This window comes from Bacillus spizizenii TU-B-10 (assembly GCF_000227465.1).
Taxonomy (GTDB): Bacteria; Bacillota; Bacilli; order Bacillales; family Bacillaceae; genus Bacillus; species Bacillus spizizenii.
This window is the reverse complement of record NC_016047.1, coordinates 4,177,980-4,194,611: the sequence shown is the minus strand read 5'-3', so window position 1 is coordinate 4,194,611 and position 16,632 is coordinate 4,177,980. Positions and strand designations below refer to the sequence as shown.

At 42.7% G+C, this 16,632-nt stretch carries 19 protein-coding genes and 1 pseudogene; 15 read left to right on the top strand and 5 right to left on the bottom strand.

What is annotated here, in order from left to right:
• Nucleotides 1–22: 22 nt before the first annotated feature.
• From GYO_RS43020 to GYO_RS42980, 9 genes and pseudogenes are all read left to right on the top strand, one after another.
• Nucleotides 23–2,026 (top strand): molybdopterin-dependent oxidoreductase, encoded by a 2,004-nt coding sequence (locus GYO_RS43020; protein WP_014115891.1) that lies wholly within the window; start codon nt 23–25, stop codon nt 2,024–2,026.
• A 126-nt stretch (nt 2,027–2,152) separates the two neighbouring features.
• Nucleotides 2,153–3,254: pseudogene (ychF, locus tag GYO_RS43015) on the top strand (redox-regulated ATPase YchF).
• A 110-nt stretch (nt 3,255–3,364) separates the two neighbouring features.
• Complete coding sequence (gene rpsF / locus GYO_RS43010) at nt 3,365–3,652, top strand: 30S ribosomal protein S6 (protein ID WP_014115888.1); 288 nt, start codon at nt 3,365–3,367, stop codon at nt 3,650–3,652.
• Between the two features lie 40 nt (nt 3,653–3,692).
• Entirely contained in the window at nt 3,693–4,211 is a 519-nt protein-coding gene (gene ssbA, locus GYO_RS43005) for a single-stranded DNA-binding protein SsbA (RefSeq protein WP_014115887.1), read from the top strand.
• A 43-nt stretch (nt 4,212–4,254) separates the two neighbouring features.
• Complete coding sequence (rpsR, locus tag GYO_RS43000; RefSeq protein WP_003219224.1) at nt 4,255–4,494, top strand: 30S ribosomal protein S18; 240 nt, start codon at nt 4,255–4,257, stop codon at nt 4,492–4,494.
• Nucleotides 4,495–4,554: 60 nt separating this feature from the next.
• The gene (xth, locus tag GYO_RS42995; RefSeq protein ID WP_014115886.1) at nt 4,555–5,313 is read left to right on the top strand and encodes an exodeoxyribonuclease III; all 759 of its coding nucleotides are present in this window, start codon (nt 4,555–4,557) and stop codon (nt 5,311–5,313) included.
• Nucleotides 5,314–5,371: 58 nt separating this feature from the next.
• On the top strand, nt 5,372–6,307 hold the full coding sequence (ccpB, locus tag GYO_RS42990; RefSeq protein WP_014115885.1) for a transcriptional regulator CcpB: 936 nt from the start codon (nt 5,372–5,374) through the stop codon (nt 6,305–6,307).
• 55 nt (nt 6,308–6,362) lie between these two features.
• Complete coding sequence (locus tag GYO_RS42985; protein WP_014115884.1) at nt 6,363–6,743, top strand: VOC family protein; 381 nt, start codon at nt 6,363–6,365, stop codon at nt 6,741–6,743.
• Nucleotides 6,744–6,760: 17 nt separating this feature from the next.
• Nucleotides 6,761–7,318 carry a sugar O-acetyltransferase gene (locus GYO_RS42980; protein ID WP_014115883.1) on the top strand — a complete coding sequence of 186 codons (558 nt, stop codon included), beginning with the start codon at nt 6,761–6,763 and terminating at the stop codon, nt 7,316–7,318.
• A 30-nt stretch (nt 7,319–7,348) separates the two neighbouring features.
• On the opposite strand, the gene GYO_RS42975 is transcribed toward GYO_RS42980, so the two are convergent.
• On the bottom strand, nt 7,349–8,704 hold the full coding sequence (locus GYO_RS42975) for an MFS transporter (RefSeq protein ID WP_014115882.1): 1,356 nt from the start codon (nt 8,702–8,704) through the stop codon (nt 7,349–7,351).
• Nucleotides 8,705–8,930: 226 nt separating this feature from the next.
• Between GYO_RS42975 and GYO_RS42970 the strand changes: the two genes are divergently transcribed.
• Nucleotides 8,931–9,830, top strand: a complete 900-nt coding sequence (locus tag GYO_RS42970; protein ID WP_014115881.1) for a CPBP family intramembrane glutamic endopeptidase — start codon at nt 8,931–8,933, stop codon at nt 9,828–9,830.
• Here GYO_RS42970 and GYO_RS42965 read toward each other — a convergent pair.
• The gene (locus GYO_RS42965) at nt 9,827–11,896 is read right to left on the bottom strand and encodes a thioredoxin domain-containing protein (RefSeq protein WP_014115880.1); all 2,070 of its coding nucleotides are present in this window, start codon (nt 11,894–11,896) and stop codon (nt 9,827–9,829) included. The genes GYO_RS42970 and GYO_RS42965 overlap by 4 nt on opposite strands.
• A 276-nt stretch (nt 11,897–12,172) precedes the next feature.
• Between GYO_RS42965 and GYO_RS42960 the strand changes: the two genes are divergently transcribed.
• The 3 genes from GYO_RS42960 (at nt 12,173) to GYO_RS42950 (ending at nt 13,484) form a co-directional block, all read left to right on the top strand.
• The gene (locus GYO_RS42960) at nt 12,173–12,487 is read left to right on the top strand and encodes an ArsR/SmtB family transcription factor (protein WP_014115879.1); all 315 of its coding nucleotides are present in this window, start codon (nt 12,173–12,175) and stop codon (nt 12,485–12,487) included.
• 81 nt (nt 12,488–12,568) lie between these two features.
• Nucleotides 12,569–12,997: a DMT family transporter gene (locus GYO_RS42955; RefSeq protein ID WP_014115878.1), complete on the top strand. Its 429-nt coding sequence runs from the start codon at nt 12,569–12,571 to the stop codon at nt 12,995–12,997.
• A gap of 13 nt (nt 12,998–13,010) precedes the next feature.
• Nucleotides 13,011–13,484 carry a DMT family transporter gene (locus GYO_RS42950; RefSeq protein ID WP_014115877.1) on the top strand — a complete coding sequence of 158 codons (474 nt, stop codon included), beginning with the start codon at nt 13,011–13,013 and terminating at the stop codon, nt 13,482–13,484.
• Between the two features lie 165 nt (nt 13,485–13,649).
• On the opposite strand, the gene GYO_RS42945 is transcribed toward GYO_RS42950, so the two are convergent.
• Both GYO_RS42945 and GYO_RS42940 read right to left on the bottom strand, forming a co-directional pair.
• Entirely contained in the window at nt 13,650–14,246 is a 597-nt protein-coding gene (locus GYO_RS42945) for a YczE/YyaS/YitT family protein (protein ID WP_041521217.1), read from the bottom strand.
• Between the two features lie 11 nt (nt 14,247–14,257).
• The gene (locus tag GYO_RS42940; protein WP_014115875.1) at nt 14,258–14,686 is read right to left on the bottom strand and encodes a GNAT family N-acetyltransferase; all 429 of its coding nucleotides are present in this window, start codon (nt 14,684–14,686) and stop codon (nt 14,258–14,260) included.
• A gap of 119 nt (nt 14,687–14,805) precedes the next feature.
• Here GYO_RS42940 and GYO_RS42935 point away from each other — a divergent pair, with 119 nt between their 5' ends.
• Nucleotides 14,806–15,258: a MarR family transcriptional regulator gene (locus GYO_RS42935; RefSeq protein ID WP_014115874.1), complete on the top strand. Its 453-nt coding sequence runs from the start codon at nt 14,806–14,808 to the stop codon at nt 15,256–15,258.
• 162 nt (nt 15,259–15,420) lie between these two features.
• Here the strand turns inward: GYO_RS42935 and GYO_RS42930 are convergent, their stop codons facing one another.
• Nucleotides 15,421–15,774: a winged helix-turn-helix transcriptional regulator gene (locus GYO_RS42930; RefSeq protein WP_014115872.1), complete on the bottom strand. Its 354-nt coding sequence runs from the start codon at nt 15,772–15,774 to the stop codon at nt 15,421–15,423.
• Between the two features lie 104 nt (nt 15,775–15,878).
• On the opposite strand from GYO_RS42930, the gene GYO_RS42925 reads away from it, so the two are divergent.
• Entirely contained in the window at nt 15,879–16,541 is a 663-nt protein-coding gene (locus GYO_RS42925) for an MBL fold metallo-hydrolase (protein ID WP_014115871.1), read from the top strand.
• The last annotated feature ends 91 nt before the right edge of the window (nt 16,542–16,632 follow it).

Sequence of the window (16,632 nt, the reverse complement as noted above, 5' to 3'; positions counted from 1 at the left end):
AGAAGGTAAGGAGAAGACGGCGATGAGCAAAGTGCATCAGTCAGCATGTCCGCTGAATTGCTGGGACAGCTGCGGCTTTTTGGTGACTGTTGAAGACGGAAAGGTAACAAAGGTGGACGGAGATCCGAACCATCCGATTACGGAAGGCAAAATCTGCGGCCGCGGCAGAATGCTTGAGACAAAAACAAATTCGCCTCAGCGGCTCCGCTATCCGATGAAAAAACAAAATGGCGAGTTTGTGCGAATTTCCTGGAATCAGGCACTTGATGAAATTGCCGGCAAACTTCGGGAGATCAAGGAAAAATCGGAGACAACTGCTGTTTTGCACAGCCACGATTATGCGAATAACGGTTTGTTAAAAGCGCTAGACCAGCGTTTTTTTAATGGGTATGGCGGCGTGACTGAAATCGTCGGAAGCATATGCTGGGGCTCCGGTATCGAGGCACAAAGCTGGGATTTCGGCCGTTCGTATGGGCACGGCCCGCTTGATATTTACAACAGCAAACATGTTGTTGTGTGGGGAAGAAATGTATCCAGAACGAATATGCACTTATACCATCACTTGCAGCAGGTGAAGAAAAAGGGCGCCACAATTACTGTGATTGACCCGATCTTCAATCCGACTGCCAAGCTTGCAGACCGCTATATCTCTGTAAAGCCGGGAATGGATGGCTGGCTTGCGGCAGCTGTTTTGAAGGTTCTGATTGAGACAGGGAGAACGGATGAGACATTTATTTCTGAGCACTCTGTCGGTTTTGATGATGTAAAAGAGCTTTTGAACACCGTTTCTCTAGAAGAGTTTATTGTAAAAACAGAAACTTCTATGGAGGAGCTGGAGTATCTGGCCGGTTTGTATGCCGATGGCCCGGTGTCTACTTTTATGGGGCTTGGTATGCAGCGCTATAAAAACGGGGGCGGAACGATTCGCTGGATTGATGCACTCGTTGCGGCAAGCGGAAATGTCGGAATTAAAGGTGGCGGCGCGAATTTCGGGAATGTCCAAATAGGTGAGAGCTTTGCGAAAACGAAGCTGACGCTCCCGGAGTTAAAAACAACATCACGTTCGTTTTCAATGATGACGCAGGCTGAAGAGGTACTAACGGCTGCTGATCCAGCGATCGAGATGATTATCGTGACGTGCGGAAACCCGTTGACCCAGGTGCCAAACACACATAAAGTGAGACAAGCGTTTGAAAAGGTTCCGATGACGGTAGCGATTGATTCTATCATGACGGATACGGCAAAGCTATGTGACTATGTTTTGCCGACAGCCACTGTTTTTGAAGAAGAGGATATCTACTATTCCAGCATGTATCACCATTACGTTCAATACGGGAAAAAGCTTGTGGAGCCGCAGGGTGAAGCGAAGTCGGACAGCTGGATCTGGTCAGAGCTTGCAAAACGCCTTGGATTTGGCGAGTTGTTTGAACACAGCACTGAAGAATTTTTGGAAATGGGGCTTTCTTCATTGGAGGCAGAGGATGTGACGCTAGAGCGACTGAAAGAAAAAGGCCATCTCCCTCTTCCAGTCAAGCAAGTGCCGTGGGATGACTATCAGTTTTTGACGCCGAGCGGAAAATTTGAATTTACTTCGTCGCTAGCTGAGGAAAAAGGGTTTAGCGGCTTGCTTCAATTAAATGTGCCCGAAGAATCTGCTTTCCATAATGAGGATTTAGCTGGAAAGTATCCTTACACGCTGTTGTCCATTCATCCACAGCGTTCTAATCATTCTCAGCATGTGCCGTTTATTGAAAAGCTTCAGCATATTCAAGTCGATATTTCTCCAGACATAGCGGTGGAGCAGAACCTTCAGGACGGAGACGAGGTTGCCATCTTTAATGACCGCGGGCGCTTGACGGGCAAGGTGAAAGTGATGAAGCAGGCTCACCCGAAGACGATTAATATAGATGAAGGCATGTGGGCGGCTTTTGGAGGTTCAGTCAATGCACTGACAAATGATACAAATTCTGATAATGGAATGGGAAGCACGCTTTTTGACTGTTTAGTAGGCTTGAAAAAAGCGTAACCAAAGGGATTGGCAGGCTGAAAATGCTTTTTTGTCAGCTTGTCTTTTCCAGTGAACCTCCTTATAATTGCTCTAGGTTCAAAATACGTTTATACAATGACGGTTTTATATAGAGGAGATGAAAGAATGGCTTTAACAGCTGGAATTGTTGGTTTGCCAAACGTCGGGAAATCAACGCTATTTAACGCAATTACACAGGCCGGTGCCGAATCAGCCAACTACCCGTTCTGTACAATTGATCCGAACGTGGGAATTGTAGAAAGTACCTGATGATCGTCTGCAAAAGCTGACTGAGCTGGTCAAACCGAAGAAGACTGTGCCGACTGCTTTTGAATTCACTGATATTGCAGGGATCGTAAAAGGTGCGTCTAAAGGAGAAGGACTCGGTAACAAATTCCTTTCTCACATTCGCCAGGTTGATGCAATTTGCCACGTTGTCCGTGCTTTTTCTGATGACAACATTACACACGTTTCTGGAAAAGTTGATCCGATTGATGACATTGAAACGATCAACCTTGAGCTGATCCTCGCTGATATGGAAACAGTTGAAAAGCGGATTACACGCGTCAGCAAACTTGCGAAGCAAAAAGATAAAGAAGCTGTATTTGAGTTTGAGATTCTGTCTAAACTGAAAGAAGCGTTTGAAAGTGAAAAGCCTGCTCGTTCTGTTGAGTTCACTGAAGAGCAGCAAAAGCTTGTGAAGCAGCTTCATTTACTGACTTCGAAGCCTATTTTGTACGTTGCAAACGTAAGTGAAGATGAAGTAGCTGATCCGTCTGGCAATGAAAATGTAGCGAAGATTCGCGAGTACGCTGCCGGCGAAAATGCAGAAGTTATCGTTGTTTGTGCGAAAATCGAATCCGAAATCGCCGAGCTTGAAGGCGATGAAAAGCAAATGTTCCTTGAAGAGCTTGGCATTGAAGAATCAGGGCTTGATCAGTTGATCAAAGCATCATACTCCCTTCTTGGCCTTGCAACATATTTCACAGCCGGAGAACAGGAAGTCAGAGCTTGGACATTCAAAAAAGGCATGAAAGCCCCTGAGTGTGCAGGAATTATTCATAGTGACTTTGAGCGCGGCTTCATTCGTGCTGAAACTGTTGCTTATGAGGATCTTCTTGCGGGCGGCGGTATGACAGGAGCGAAAGAAGCAGGAAAAGTCCGTCTCGAAGGAAAAGAGTACGTTGTTCAAGACGGAGACGTTATTCATTTCCGATTTAATGTATAGGATGCAGTTGTAAAGGGACAAGAGCTTTGGTATAATATAAAATTGTGAGTAATAGAATTATTGCTCCTTGCCCATTATGGGCCGCTTAGTCCAAAAGGAGGTGCAAACAGATGAGAAAGTACGAAGTTATGTACATTATCCGCCCAAACATTGACGATGAGTCTAAAAAAGCAGTTATCGAGCGTTTCAACAACGTTCTGACTTCTAACGGTGCGGAGATCACTGGAACAAAGGATTGGGGTAAACGTCGTCTTGCTTACGAAATCAACGATTTCCGCGACGGTTTCTACCAAATCTTAAACGTTCAAGCTGACGCTGCGGCAGTTCAAGAATTTGACCGTCTAGCTAAGATCAGTGACGATATCATTCGCCACATTGTTGTTAAAGAAGAAGAATAAGCAATTTTGAAATATATAATGGTAAAAGGTGGTCTTTCTTATGCTTAACCGAGTTGTATTAGTCGGAAGACTGACAAAAGACCCAGAGCTTCGTTATACGCCAAACGGTGCGGCTGTTGCTACGTTTACTCTTGCTGTGAATCGTACATTTACGAACCAGTCCGGAGAACGTGAGGCCGATTTCATTAATTGTGTCACTTGGAGAAGACAAGCCGAAAACGTTGCAAACTTCCTGAAAAAAGGAAGCCTTGCAGGCGTAGATGGCCGTTTACAAACAAGAAACTATGAAAACCAGCAAGGACAGCGTGTCTTCGTGACTGAGGTCCAAGCTGAAAGTGTTCAATTTCTTGAGCCGAAAAACGGCGGCGGTTCTGGTTCAGGTGGATACAACGAAGGAAATAGCGGCGGAGGCCAGTACTTTGGCGGAGGCCAAAATGATAATCCATTCGGGGGAAATCAAAACAACCAGAAACGCAATCAGGGGAACAGCTTTAATGATGACCCATTTGCCAACGACGGCAAACCGATTGACATCTCGGATGACGATCTTCCATTCTAATGAGATTATCACCTAAATTGAAAAAGAAAGGAGGGAAATGACAATGGCAGGAGGACGCAGAGGCGGTCGTGCGAAACGCCGTAAGGTGTGTTATTTCACTTCTAACGGTATCACGCACATCGACTACAAAGATGTAGATCTTCTTAAAAAGTTTGTTTCTGAGCGCGGTAAAATTTTACCACGTCGTGTAACTGGAACAAACGCTAAATACCAACGTAAATTGACTGCAGCGATCAAACGCGCTCGTCAAATGGCTTTACTTCCGTACGTAAGCGGTGAGTAAGCTGATACGTAAAGAGCAAGGACCTTCGGGTTCTTGCTCTTTTTTATAGGGGGATGAAACATGAAGCTGATTTCTTGGAATGTAAACGGCCTGCGGGCTGTCATGAGAAAGATGGATTTCCTCTCTTATCTGAAAGAAGAGGATGCAGATATTATATGTCTTCAGGAAACAAAGATACAGGACGGCCAGGTTGATCTCCAGCCTGAAGGCTATCATGTGTATTGGAATTATGCAGTGAAAAAAGGATATTCCGGCACAGCTGTTTTTTCAAAACAAAAGCCGCTGCATGTCATGTACGGTATCGGAATAGAAGAGCATGACCAAGAAGGCAGAGTGATTACGCTGGAATTTGAAAACTTGTTTGTGATGACCGTTTACACGCCCAATTCCAAAAGAGGATTGGAGCGAATCGATTATCGGATGCAATGGGAAGAGGCTTTATTATCTTATATTCTTGAATTGGATAAGAAAAAGCCGGTCATTTTATGCGGCGATTTGAATGTAGCCCATCAGGAGATCGATTTGAAAAATCCAAAGGCGAACCGAAATAACGCCGGATTTTCTGAGCAAGAAAGAGGAGCATTCACTCGTTTCTTAGAAGCAGGCTTTGTTGACTCATTCCGCCACGTCTATCCTGATCTTGAAGGCGCTTATTCCTGGTGGTCGTATCGTGCCGGGGCCCGGGACAGAAATATCGGATGGCGTCTCGATTATTTTGTTGTGTCCGAAAGGCTTAAGGAACAGATTGAGGATGCCAGCATATCAGCGGACGTCATGGGTTCTGACCATTGTCCTGTTGAACTTATGATCAATATATGATGAGATAGCAGTAAGGAATTTACACTTACTGCTTTTTTATATGAAAAAGGAGAAAGAGATGGCGAACATAAAAGAGATTGCAAGACTGGCCAATGTATCTGTTTCGACTGTTTCGCGTGTGTTGAATCATCATCCATATGTGTCTGAAGAAAAGAGAAAGCTTGTTCATCAAGTCATGAAGGAATTAGATTACACACCAAATCGAACCGCAATCGATCTCATTCGCGGGAAAACCCATACGGTCGGTGTGATCCTGCCTTATAGCGATCATCCCTGCTTTGATAAAATCGTAAATGGAATCACTAAGGCGGCGTTTCAGCAAGAGTATGCAACGACCCTCCTCCCCACCAATTATAACCCCGCTATTGAAATCAAATATCTAGAGCTGTTAAGAACGAAGAAAATAGACGGTCTCATCATTACATCCCGCGCCAATGACTGGAACAGCATTATCGCTTATCAGGAGTATGGGCCGATCATCGCTTGTGAGGATACCGGAGACATTGATGTCCCATGTGCGTACAATGACAGAAAAGCTGCTTATACAGAAAGCTTTCGCTATCTAAAGAGCCGTGGGCATGAAAATATTGCTTTTACGTGCGTCAGAGAAGCCGACAGGAGTCCGAGCACGTCTGATAAAGCTGCGGCCTATAAAGCCGTTTACGGGAGGCTGGAAGACCGTCATATGCTGTCTGGTTGCAATGGGATGAATGACGGTGCGCGGGCAGCTGAACATTATTATACGAGCGAGCGGGTTCCGACTGCTATTTATGCAAATAGTGATGAAGTGGCAGCTGGAATTTATGTATTTGCCCAAAAGAATAAATGGGATGTTGAAATCATTGGCGAGGGGAATTCTTCTATCAGCCGTGTTCTTGGTTTTCCGTCGCTTGATTTGAATCTTGAGCAACTCGGCATCGCAGCATTCTCTCTATTTATGCAGGATGAACCCATTGATATCAAAATTCAGCATCAATTCGAGAAAAAAGCTTGAACTGAAATGCATTTCATACTTTATAACTTCATTGAAGGTGAAGGAGGAGGAAGAAATGCGGATTGAACATACAGCGATCTGGGTCAACGATTTAGAGCGAATGAAGGCTTTTTATGAAACGTATTTTAACGGCAAAGCGAATGATCTATACCATAATGAGAAAAAAGATTTTAAGTCTTATTTTATTACGTTTGATTCCGGAGCAAGGCTGGAAATTATGAAAAAAGGAAATGTGACTGATCCGCCTTCACAAACGATGACAGGCTGGGCCCATATTGCCTTTTCCGTTGGAAGCCGGGAGAAGGTTGATGAACTGACTGATCAATTGAAGAAGGATGGTTTCGCAGTAGTAAACGGTCCGCGGACAACAGGAGACGGCTACTATGAAAGTGTGATTGAAGATGATGAAGGAAATTTGATCGAGATTACAATCTGACATCTGGAGTGACTTGAATGCTGAGGACAGAAAAAGAAAAAATGGCAGCCGGAGAATTATACAATCCGGAAGATCAACAACTGCTACTAGAACGCAAACATGCGAGACAGCTGACTAGACAATATAACGAAACACCAGAAGATGATACAGTGCGGACGGAGTTTTTGAAGGAGCTGCTCGGTTCGATTGGTGATCAAGTCACGATTTTGCCGACATTTCGCTGTGATTATGGCTATCACATTCATATTGGAGACCATACATTTGTTAATTTTGACTGTGTCATTTTAGATGTGTGTGAAGTGCGTATCGGACGTCATTGTTTGATTGCGCCAGGTGTACATATCTATACGGCCGGTCATCCTCTTGATCCGATTGAAAGGAAGTCCGGGCAGGAGTTCGGTAAGCCTGTGACAATTGGAGATCATGTTTGGATCGGAGGCCGGGCAGTGATTAACCCGGGAGTGACGATCGGCGATAACGCAGTGATCGCATCAGGGTCTGTTGTGACTAAGGATGTACCTGCTAATACGGTTGTAGGCGGAAACCCTGCGAGGATGTTGAAGGAATTGAAATGAAATCAGTGCGGCAGATCCGCACTGACTTTTTTAAATCTGTTTCGCATTCGTTTTAGGGCCGAAGCAGATTAACAGCACGGAGCATGCGAGCCAGCAGCCGCCGATAAATAAGAAGACGCTGACATAGCCGAGCTGAACGGCGATAAATCCGACGAGCAATGAGCCAAAAATGTTTGAAAAGCGGCCGAGGCCGTAGGCTAAACCACTGCCAGACGAACGGTATTCAGTCGGATAAGGTTCAGACGTATAGGCGTATAAGTTCGAGGTGAAAACCCGTTCCGTGATATTCACGATAAAACCAAACACAATGATCATGATCGGAATAAAAGTCATGCCATATAAGAGACCGGCGATGGCTGTCAAAAATGCGCTGGCGGCTAAAATCCACTTTCTCTGAAATCTTTCAGAAATCATGGAACCGAGCAATGCGCCAAGCGGAGCGCCGACGGAGTGCAATACGTTATACCACAATGTATTTTCCATGGAGACTCCATTGCTTTTTAACAGGCTGGGAACCCATGAGGCAAATCCGTAAAATCCAAACGTTTCAAAAATCCATACAGCAGATAACACAATGGTGATTTTAAGGTTTCTTCCTTTCAATAACCCTGCATAACCGGCATGCTTCTGAACGATACTGTTTGCTTTAGGCTGAGCTGGTGCCGGAAGCGGGCCTTTCTCTTGTTCAACCTGCGCCTCAATTCTGTTGAGGATCGCATCAGCTTTCGCATATTCACCGCGATTTTCGTGCAAGCGAGGTGACTCTTCGAGACGGCGGATAAAGAAAAAATAAATAAGGCCGACGGCACCCCATACAAATACAAGCCTCCATCCCCATGAACCGAGCGGAATGACAAAGGCAGACACAATATTGGTGATCGGAACGCCGATCAATCCAATCATGGCACAGAAAGAAATATATTTCCCGCGGACACTGGAAGGAAAAAATTCTGCCAGATAGCTATTGGTAATGACCATGGCCGCTGCGACACCAAATCCGGTAAGAAAACGGAATGTCATTAAAGACGGGATGTCCCATGCCGTGGCATTGCATAGCGATGCGATTGAGAAAACAAACACAAATAGATTTAAGGCTCTTTTGCGGCCAATTCGATCGGACAGCCTTCCACCCAGTGATGCGCCTAAAAACATGCCTAAAAACGAAGCCGCCGTTACATTGGCAATGGTTGAAAGCGGGATGCCCCAATGCTCGATCAGTGCCGGCGCTACATTGCTGAGGGTAAATAAATCTGCAAGATCAAAGAAATAAACAATGCCGAGAGCGGTTAATACTTGGAAGTGAACGCGAGAAATCGGAAGGCGGTCTAAACGATTCGCTGCGTTTGAGAAAGGATGTGTGTTTTTCTGTTTGAAGATCGTATTCATAAAAAACCCCCTTTTAAGTAGTAAGAAAAGACTGAAAACTCCCCTCTTGGGAATATTATAAGTATCTTGATTCATTGGTGACAGAGTTCAAATCACTAGATGGAAGAACTAAATTCACACTTTATATTTTAATTTTGCATAAAAGATTTCCAAAACAGTAGATTCATAGACCAATTTATGCAAATATATAGTAATATTCTCATTGAAAGGAAGAGACATAGAAGGAATGAATCCATTTATCCGTCCTATAGAAGGAAACAATACGTTGTGGAGATACTTTTTCGCCTTTTTGGTGATGGTAGGTTTATATGTATTCGGGAATATTGCTTACCTTTTCGCTATACTGTTTACGGTTATTGTGAATCCCGATATCACGTTTGATTTGGATGAAGCTGTGCTGAGTGATCCTCTGGTAGATCTTTATTTGTCTCATGTCATTTATTTATTTGCGATTCCAGGAGTATGGCTGGCTGTGCGCTTTATTCTAAAGCGGCCTTTTCGAACGGTCATTACGCCGAATGCAAAGATCAATTGGCGGAGAATTTTCTTTGGCTTTATTGCTTATTTCCTGCTGATGATCGCCGTACAATTGATTGATTTTGCGATCCATCCTGACAGCTATTCAATGCAAGATGTTGATGCTTCACGGTTTATATGGCTGCTAGCGGCGGCCCTCATTTTGGTTCCGTTTCAAACATCAGCGGAAGAATTGTTTTTTAGAGGATTTTTGCTTCAAGCTTTCGGGAGATTAACGAAAAATCCACTTATCTTGACATTGATTGTCGGGGGCTTGTTTGGCGTATTGCATTTTGCTAATCCAGAAATGAACAATGGCGCTGTCTGGGCAGGAATTGAGTACTTAACATTTGGTTTTGTGTGGACCTATTACACGATTAAAACTGGCAGTATTGAAATATCACTTGGCGCCCATGCCGCGAATAATATGTTTTTGTGTATGTTTATCACAGAAAAAAACAGTGTGTATGGAGGAATTCCTTCTTTATTTACGGTTACGCGGGGGAACCCGATGTGGGAGGCTTTATTTACGATAGCGGTCAATCTTGTTTTTGCGGGCATCGCTTTATGGTACCATAAGAAATCACAAAGTAAGCAGCAGGGGTCTTAATCCCTGCTGCTTATTAACGTTTGGAGGGCTTCTTCGATATTTGTTGTCGGCTGCTGGCAGGCGAAGTTTTCACAAATATACACAGTTGTTTTGCCGTCTATGATGCGGTAGTCTGCTGCAAATGGTGCTATGTCTTTGCATTGATCAGGATGCTCTGCCACCAAAATGGAGTCGTTGGGCTTAAAGGCTTTTTGAAGTGCAGTGATGATTTGTTTTCTGGCTGGATCGTCTGCGCTGCCAAAAATAACGATTTCCTTTTTAGGCATCACGTGTTTTAACACGCTTTGCATAAAGAAAGCATGGCCGCTCGGATACGCATCGATATCCGGCTTAAACACAGAAAACATCGTTTCTGCTTTTTCAATGAGCGATAAGTCGCCTGTGACCTGTCCGAGACGCAAGAGCTGAACGGCTGCCACACTGTTTCCGGAAGGCACGGCGCCGTCGTACACTTCTTTTTCCCGGACGATTAAGGCTTCAGCATCGTGTCCGGTGAAATAGAATCCGCCATGCTCCTCATCCCAAAATAAGCCGATCATATCGTCCGTCAGTTTCTTCGCTTTTTGTAAATAAGAAAGATCAAACGAAGCTTCATAGAGATCCAGATAAGCCCATAGGAGAAAAGCATAATCATCGATGAAGCCTTTGTTTTTCACTTCGCCGTCCCGATACCGAACCATCACACGGCCGTCGATGATTAAATGGTTTTCAATAAATGTGATGGCGTCTTTCGCTAAGCTGAGATATTTCGGTTCCTGATATACCTTTGCCGCTTTGGCGAGACCTGCGATCATCAGCGCGTTCCATGAGGTCAGCACTTTATCATCGACATGCGGATAGGTTCTTTCTTCGCGAGTCTTCAAGAGCAGTTGTCTTGCGCCCTCAAGCTTGAGGCTGAGCTCTTCCTCGGTTAACCCGGCATCAGCTTTAATCTGTTTCCGCTTTGTGTGAATGAGGTTAGGAATATTTTTGCCTTCAAAGTTTCCTTCTTCAGTGATGTCATACACTTGGCAATACAGCGTTCCGAGATCGTCTCCGAGCGTTCTCAGAATCTCTTCCTTTGACCACACGTAGTACTTTCCTTCTTCTCCTTCTGTATCTGCGTCTAAAGCGGAGAAAAAGCTTCCGTCTTCATGGGTCATTTCCCGCTGTATGAACGTGATGATCTGCTCGCAAATCTCTTTATACCTGCTGTTTTGCGTAACCTGATAGGCTTCTGTATAAGCAGTGAGCAGCAGCGCATTGTCGTACAGCATTTTTTCAAAGTGAGGAACGAGCCACTCTTCATCGGTCGAGTAGCGGGCGAATCCATAGCCGATATGATCATAAATGCCGCCATTTGCCATGCTGTCCAGCGTTTTCGTCACGTTGTATAAAGCATTTTCCTGCTCCGTATTGTGATGATAACGAAGCAAATACATCAGCATATGGGGCATCGGAAATTTCGGCGCCTGCCCGAAACCGCCGTAGATCGTATCAAACCCGTTGGCAAGCTGCTGGAATGTCCGGTGAATCGCTGACTCGCTAAGGCCTTCGCCTGATTTTGCGGCTGTTTTGGTCTGCAAATGTTTAGCGGCATTCTCTGCAATATCTTCGACATGCTCGCGATCGTTCGCAAACGTCTCAGACAGATGCTCAAGGACATCAACGAAACCGGGACGATTGAATTTACTCGTCTTTGGAAAATATGTACCCGCGTAAAATGGCTTCTGATCAGGCGTGATAAACACATTCAGCGGCCAGCCGCCCTGTCCGGTCATCAGCTGGCAGATTCTCATATAAACAGAATCTACATCCGGCCGCTCTTCCCGGTCGACTTTAATCGCCACAAACCGTTCATTGAGAAGACGCGCGATTTCTTCATCTTCAAAGCTTTCGTGGGCCATGACGTGGCACCAATGGCATGTGGAATAGCCGATGCTGACAAGAACCGGCTTGTTTTCGCGTTTTGCTTTTTCGAAGGCTTCTTCTCCCCAAGGGAACCAGTCTACGGGGTTGTGGGCGTGTTGGAGTAAGTAAGGAGACTTCTCATTGATTAATCTATTGGGTTTATTGTTATTTGGCATGGGATCACCTTCTTTCGTGTTTTTCTTTTATAAACTTGATAACATATTTAACCTTACCACAGATAATAAAAAAAATACCTTAGTCTATAGTCTATAGGGTTAACTAAAGTATTTGGAATGGATAGTTTATAGTACATCTTTTATTTTTATCTAAAGTATTCCGACGAGCCATCGATTTCAAGTCAGAATCTCATTGTCTTTGTTAATGATTTATACATTTATCGTATTTTTTATTCAACTTGACATATCGGTATATCTAGATATACAATTGCAGCCATGGAACCTATTAACGTATTCAAAGCGTTATCCAATGAAACAAGACTTAATATCCTAGAGTGGCTGAAGGAACCCGAGAAACATTTCCCGAAACAAGGCGCTCACCTGCCAAAGGAGGTAAGTTACAAAGGCGGAGTATGTGTTGGGGATATTCAAGAAAAAGCCAAAGTTTCTCAATCAACAATTTCTAGCTACTTAAGCATGATGCAAAAAGCTGGTCTGCTTGAATCAATCCGTCATGGCCAATGGACTTACTACAGGCGTAACGAAGAATTTATTCAACAGTTAGCTAAATATTTTAAAACAGAGATCTAATTTTATGTTGGTTTCTGTTTTTTTACCAGCAAATATCTAATATTCTAGATATTTAATTATTCGAAAAAGGAGATATTATATATGCGCTTTATATCTTATTTACTTGCTCTATTTGCTGGAGCAGCACTTAGCTTTGAAGGGGCTATTTATGCTGAACTGGGAAAAACAATTGGACAAATAGAAACTAGTTTTTATAACTTCTTTATGGGCTCAATTATTTTGGGGCTATTGTGGCTCTTTTTTGGAAAAGGAGAGCTTTCCTATACATTGAAAGCACCTAAATGGTCATTACTTGGTGGTGTCATGGGTGTTGTTTATTTAACCTCAATCGTTGTAAGTGTTCCATTCGTTGGTGTTGGTATCACCATGGTTGCTGTCATTATCGGGCAATTGGTAATGAGTATGGTTATTGAACATTTTGGATGGCTTGGAAGTAAGAAAACGAGGGTTAATAAAGAAAAGATTTTTGCCGTAATTTCAATGATTATTGCACTTATATTAATAAACTAGGAGGTCTTTAATAATGGGGCTATTTATGATTTTATTCACATTGATTGGCGGTGTCACATTAAGCGCACAATCATCTATTAATGGTACATTTAGTAGGAAAGCTGGAACAATTGAAACAACATTTTTAACCTTTCTCACTGGAACAATGTTTCTTACTATTTTCATTTTATTTTTTGGCAGCGGAAATGTACTTGGACTTCTAGAAGCGCCTAAATGGCAATTAAGTGCAGCATTTTTGGGTACGGCATATTTGCTGCTAACTGTCATAGCCGTTCCAAGAATAGGGGTTATTGCAACTAATATTGCTGGTATAGCTGGCCAACTTGTAATTGGGGTAATGATTGATCATTTTGGATGGTTTAATAGTTTAGTCATAGAACTAGATATTAAACGTGTCTTCGCATTGCTATTTATGATTATTTCCCTTTATTTTATCTATAAGGGGAATAAGCGTTCAAGCAAGGAAGCACAAACACAGAAAGCTTAAAAAACAAGATGGCTTCCTCTTGATTGGGGATCTAATAGACGGAGGTAGAGGTTCAACTCCCATCTCCTCAGCAGCATTAATGATAGCAAGGTTTTTGAAGACGAAGAGGTTTTTTTAACCTCTTCTTTTCTTTTTTTTATAAGAAACTGGTATTCAACCATCAATTTACATTTTTGAGGATAAGAAGCGTCTTTCAACAAAAGGCATAAAAAAGTGAAGGATTATTCCTCCTAAACAAACAGTTAAAAGCGTTCCGATGCCGATAGGGCCTTTACATATAATAGCTAATACGAAGAAAAGAGCATATACCAATGTTCTTGAAAATAAGATCGTTCTTTTGGAGATATCTCGGATGATGAGTGTTAAATGATCGATAGGAGTTGATGCAAATTTCGTCTGAAGATAGATGGCTGTTCCAAGACCGATGAACACCAAACCAATTCCGAAACAAATCAGTTTGCTTAACAACGCGTTTAGATAAATGGTATTTTTTACAACAAACAACCATAGGTCAATGCCTATCCCAGTAATGAATGCTGTAACCAACCCCAGCAACATAGGCTTTTTTCTCGTTAATATAGAGTTACAGATTAAGAGGATCACAGAAATAAGGACCTCCCAGCTTCCCACGGTAAGACCGACTTCTTTTGAAAGGCCAACCAAAAGGGCATCGAAGGGCGATGTGCCTAATCCTGATTGTATCGTTAAAGAAATGCCTAAACTTAATATGAGGATACCTAACACGTAATAAACATATTTCATTTTATTCGTGATCATTCTTTTGTCATCAAGACGTGCGGGATGCCGTCTTCCATAAATTCCTGTGAGGCAATCTGATAGCCCAGTTTTTTATAAAAGCCTGCTGCTTGTGTTTGCCCATGCAGCTTAAATGCAGTCATTCCTTTTTCTTTCATGATTTCTTCTAATCCTCTTATGATGACTTTCCCCAATCCGTACTTACGGTAAGGTTTTAGAATGCAGATTCTTTCCAGCTTTGCTGTATGGTCAACGATGCGCACACGACCTGTGCCAACGGGCTGATTTTCATGATATACCAAAATATGCTGGCATTGTTCTTGGAGCGTATCAAATTCATCGAACTCATCCGATTCAGATACATGCTGCTCCTCAATGAATACCATTCTTCTAATATCTAGAGCAACATGTAAATCATTTTCTGTTGTTATTCTTTTTATATTCATAATTGATCAATCCTTTTCTGATATTAGTCTGGACTGTACAGCATGCATGTGGTCTTATAATAGTAAGGTTAAAACAATTTTGTTGTAATTGCAACAAAAATACGTGAGGGGTTTTAGGAATGAATGACATTTTGCGTGAGATCGGCATGATAGCAAGAGCGTTGGATTCCATAAGCAATATTGAATTTAAAGATTTCGACTTAACAAGAGGGCAGTATCTCTATCTCGTACGTATATACGAAAATCCGGGAATTATTCAAGAAAAATTGGCGGAAATGATAAAAGTGGACCGAACAACGGCTGCGCGGGCCATTAAGAAATTAGAAATGCAGGGATTTATTCAAAAACAGCCGGATGAGCAAAATAAAAAAATAAAAAAACTGTTCCCGACTGAGAAAGGAAAAAAGGTGTATCCATTGTTAAGAAGAGAAGGAGAACATTCCATGGAAGTGGCCTTGTCTGGTTTTACGCCTGAGGAAAAGGAAACCATTTTTAAACTCGTTCACAGAGTCAGGAAAAATATAGAACGTGATTGGGAATATGTGAAGAAGGGGAACAAAAGGGATTATTAATGGACAACAAGTCGAGCCAAGCTGGCGAGAACCCTGCTTCTGATTCTCAAGAATACCAGTCTGCTGCATTGTGGGAACATTTTCAAGATAATCTGCCTTGAAAATGTTCCGTTCACTTAAAAGGAAACCCTTCTGTTTTCTGTAAAATCTTTAAAGTCATTTTCACTCATTTTTACTCATATACTCATTCCCCCACAGCCTCATGGATGCAATAATAGGAGAAAGCTTTTCACCTAGTTCTGTCAAAGAATACTCCACCTTCTTGGGGACAGTGTTCTCTACATTTCTCTTCACAACACCATCTGCTTCCAGTTCTCTCAGCTGCAGTGTCAGCATTCTTTGTGTAATGCCTGGTATGGTCCGTTTCAGCTCATTAAACCGGACTGATTTGTGAGACAGGATATCGATGATGATTCCTTTCCATTTCCCGTAGATAATATGCAGCGTCATTTCCACGGGACAAGCCTTTTCTACTTCTGCACTGCAAGCGCCAAATCCATTTAACCGGTTTCCCATCTTTGTCACCTCACAATGTAAGTTACAAAAATGTGCGTCATTACATATCTAACTCAGATGTATTATAGTAATGATATCAAAAATTTCCAAAGGGAGTGGTTTGCATGAACTTGAGACAACTATCAGAACATGTCTTTCAATGTGAATTTGAGCTTGATGTGCCTCTTCGTATTCCGGTTCATATTTGGTTTATCAAAGATGGTGATGATGTTTATATCATTGATACGGGAATAGAACGTTTTGCTGATGCTCAAATTAGGGCAGCGTTAGCGATCGGCAATCCAAAAGCCATCTTGCTTACCCATGGCCACAGTGATCATATCGGAGGTGCATCAAAATGGTTAGAGAGATTTGATATTCCGATTTATGCCCATGAAAAAGAGCTAGTGTATATCAATGGGGAAGCGCCTTATCCGAACAAAGATGAAGTGGAGAACACAGGGGTGGCTCATATTGTCCAGCCGCTGACGGCGCAAACGCTGGCTCACTTGCCTTTGCAATACTATTTAACACCCGGACATTCCCCGGGGCATGTCGTGTATCATCATGAAATCGATCGTACCCTATTAACAGGAGACCTTTTTATCACAAGCAAGGAGGATTTACATCCCCCTATCAGAAAATTCAGCATTAATATGAATGAGAACATCGATAGCGGTGCAATCATAGATCAAATCAAACCAGCGCTCATTTGCTCTTCACATGGCGAAGAAATTCTTTATAACAAAGAATTGTATAAAAACTATGTGTTAAGGTATAGGGATTAATTGAAGTAAGAAAAAACATACCAAACAAATATTGATATGTTTTGAGAGAAATTTAAAGATACTCAGATATCTCAATGAGCTTCTGATATTA

Bases quoted from the DNA above. Each gene is read 5' to 3' on its own strand.
- GYO_RS42940 (WP_014115875.1), bottom strand. From the start codon at position 14,686: ATGAATATAAAAAGAATAACAACAGAAAATGATTTACATGTTGCTCTA.
- GYO_RS42925 (WP_014115871.1), top strand. From the start codon at position 15,879: ATGAACTTGAGACAACTATCAGAACATGTCTTTCAATGTGAATTTGAG.
- GYO_RS42980 (WP_014115883.1), top strand. From the start codon at position 6,761: ATGCTGAGGACAGAAAAAGAAAAAATGGCAGCCGGAGAATTATACAAT.
- GYO_RS42935 (WP_014115874.1), top strand. From the start codon at position 14,806: ATGAATGACATTTTGCGTGAGATCGGCATGATAGCAAGAGCGTTGGAT.
- rpsF (WP_014115888.1), top strand. From the start codon at position 3,365: ATGAGAAAGTACGAAGTTATGTACATTATCCGCCCAAACATTGACGAT.
- GYO_RS42970 (WP_014115881.1), top strand. From the start codon at position 8,931: ATGAATCCATTTATCCGTCCTATAGAAGGAAACAATACGTTGTGGAGA.
- GYO_RS42955 (WP_014115878.1), top strand. From the start codon at position 12,569: ATGCGCTTTATATCTTATTTACTTGCTCTATTTGCTGGAGCAGCACTT.
- rpsR (WP_003219224.1), top strand. From the start codon at position 4,255: ATGGCAGGAGGACGCAGAGGCGGTCGTGCGAAACGCCGTAAGGTGTGT.
- GYO_RS42975 (WP_014115882.1), bottom strand. From the start codon at position 8,704: ATGAATACGATCTTCAAACAGAAAAACACACATCCTTTCTCAAACGCA.
- GYO_RS43020 (WP_014115891.1), top strand. From the start codon at position 23: ATGAGCAAAGTGCATCAGTCAGCATGTCCGCTGAATTGCTGGGACAGC.
- ccpB (WP_014115885.1), top strand. From the start codon at position 5,372: ATGGCGAACATAAAAGAGATTGCAAGACTGGCCAATGTATCTGTTTCG.
- GYO_RS42960 (WP_014115879.1), top strand. From the start codon at position 12,173: ATGGAACCTATTAACGTATTCAAAGCGTTATCCAATGAAACAAGACTT.
- GYO_RS42950 (WP_014115877.1), top strand. From the start codon at position 13,011: ATGGGGCTATTTATGATTTTATTCACATTGATTGGCGGTGTCACATTA.
- GYO_RS42930 (WP_014115872.1), bottom strand. From the start codon at position 15,774: ATGGGAAACCGGTTAAATGGATTTGGCGCTTGCAGTGCAGAAGTAGAA.
- xth (WP_014115886.1), top strand. From the start codon at position 4,555: ATGAAGCTGATTTCTTGGAATGTAAACGGCCTGCGGGCTGTCATGAGA.
- GYO_RS42985 (WP_014115884.1), top strand. From the start codon at position 6,363: ATGCGGATTGAACATACAGCGATCTGGGTCAACGATTTAGAGCGAATG.
- GYO_RS42965 (WP_014115880.1), bottom strand. From the start codon at position 11,896: ATGCCAAATAACAATAAACCCAATAGATTAATCAATGAGAAGTCTCCT.
- GYO_RS42945 (WP_041521217.1), bottom strand. From the start codon at position 14,246: ATGAAATATGTTTATTACGTGTTAGGTATCCTCATATTAAGTTTAGGC.
- ssbA (WP_014115887.1), top strand. From the start codon at position 3,693: ATGCTTAACCGAGTTGTATTAGTCGGAAGACTGACAAAAGACCCAGAG.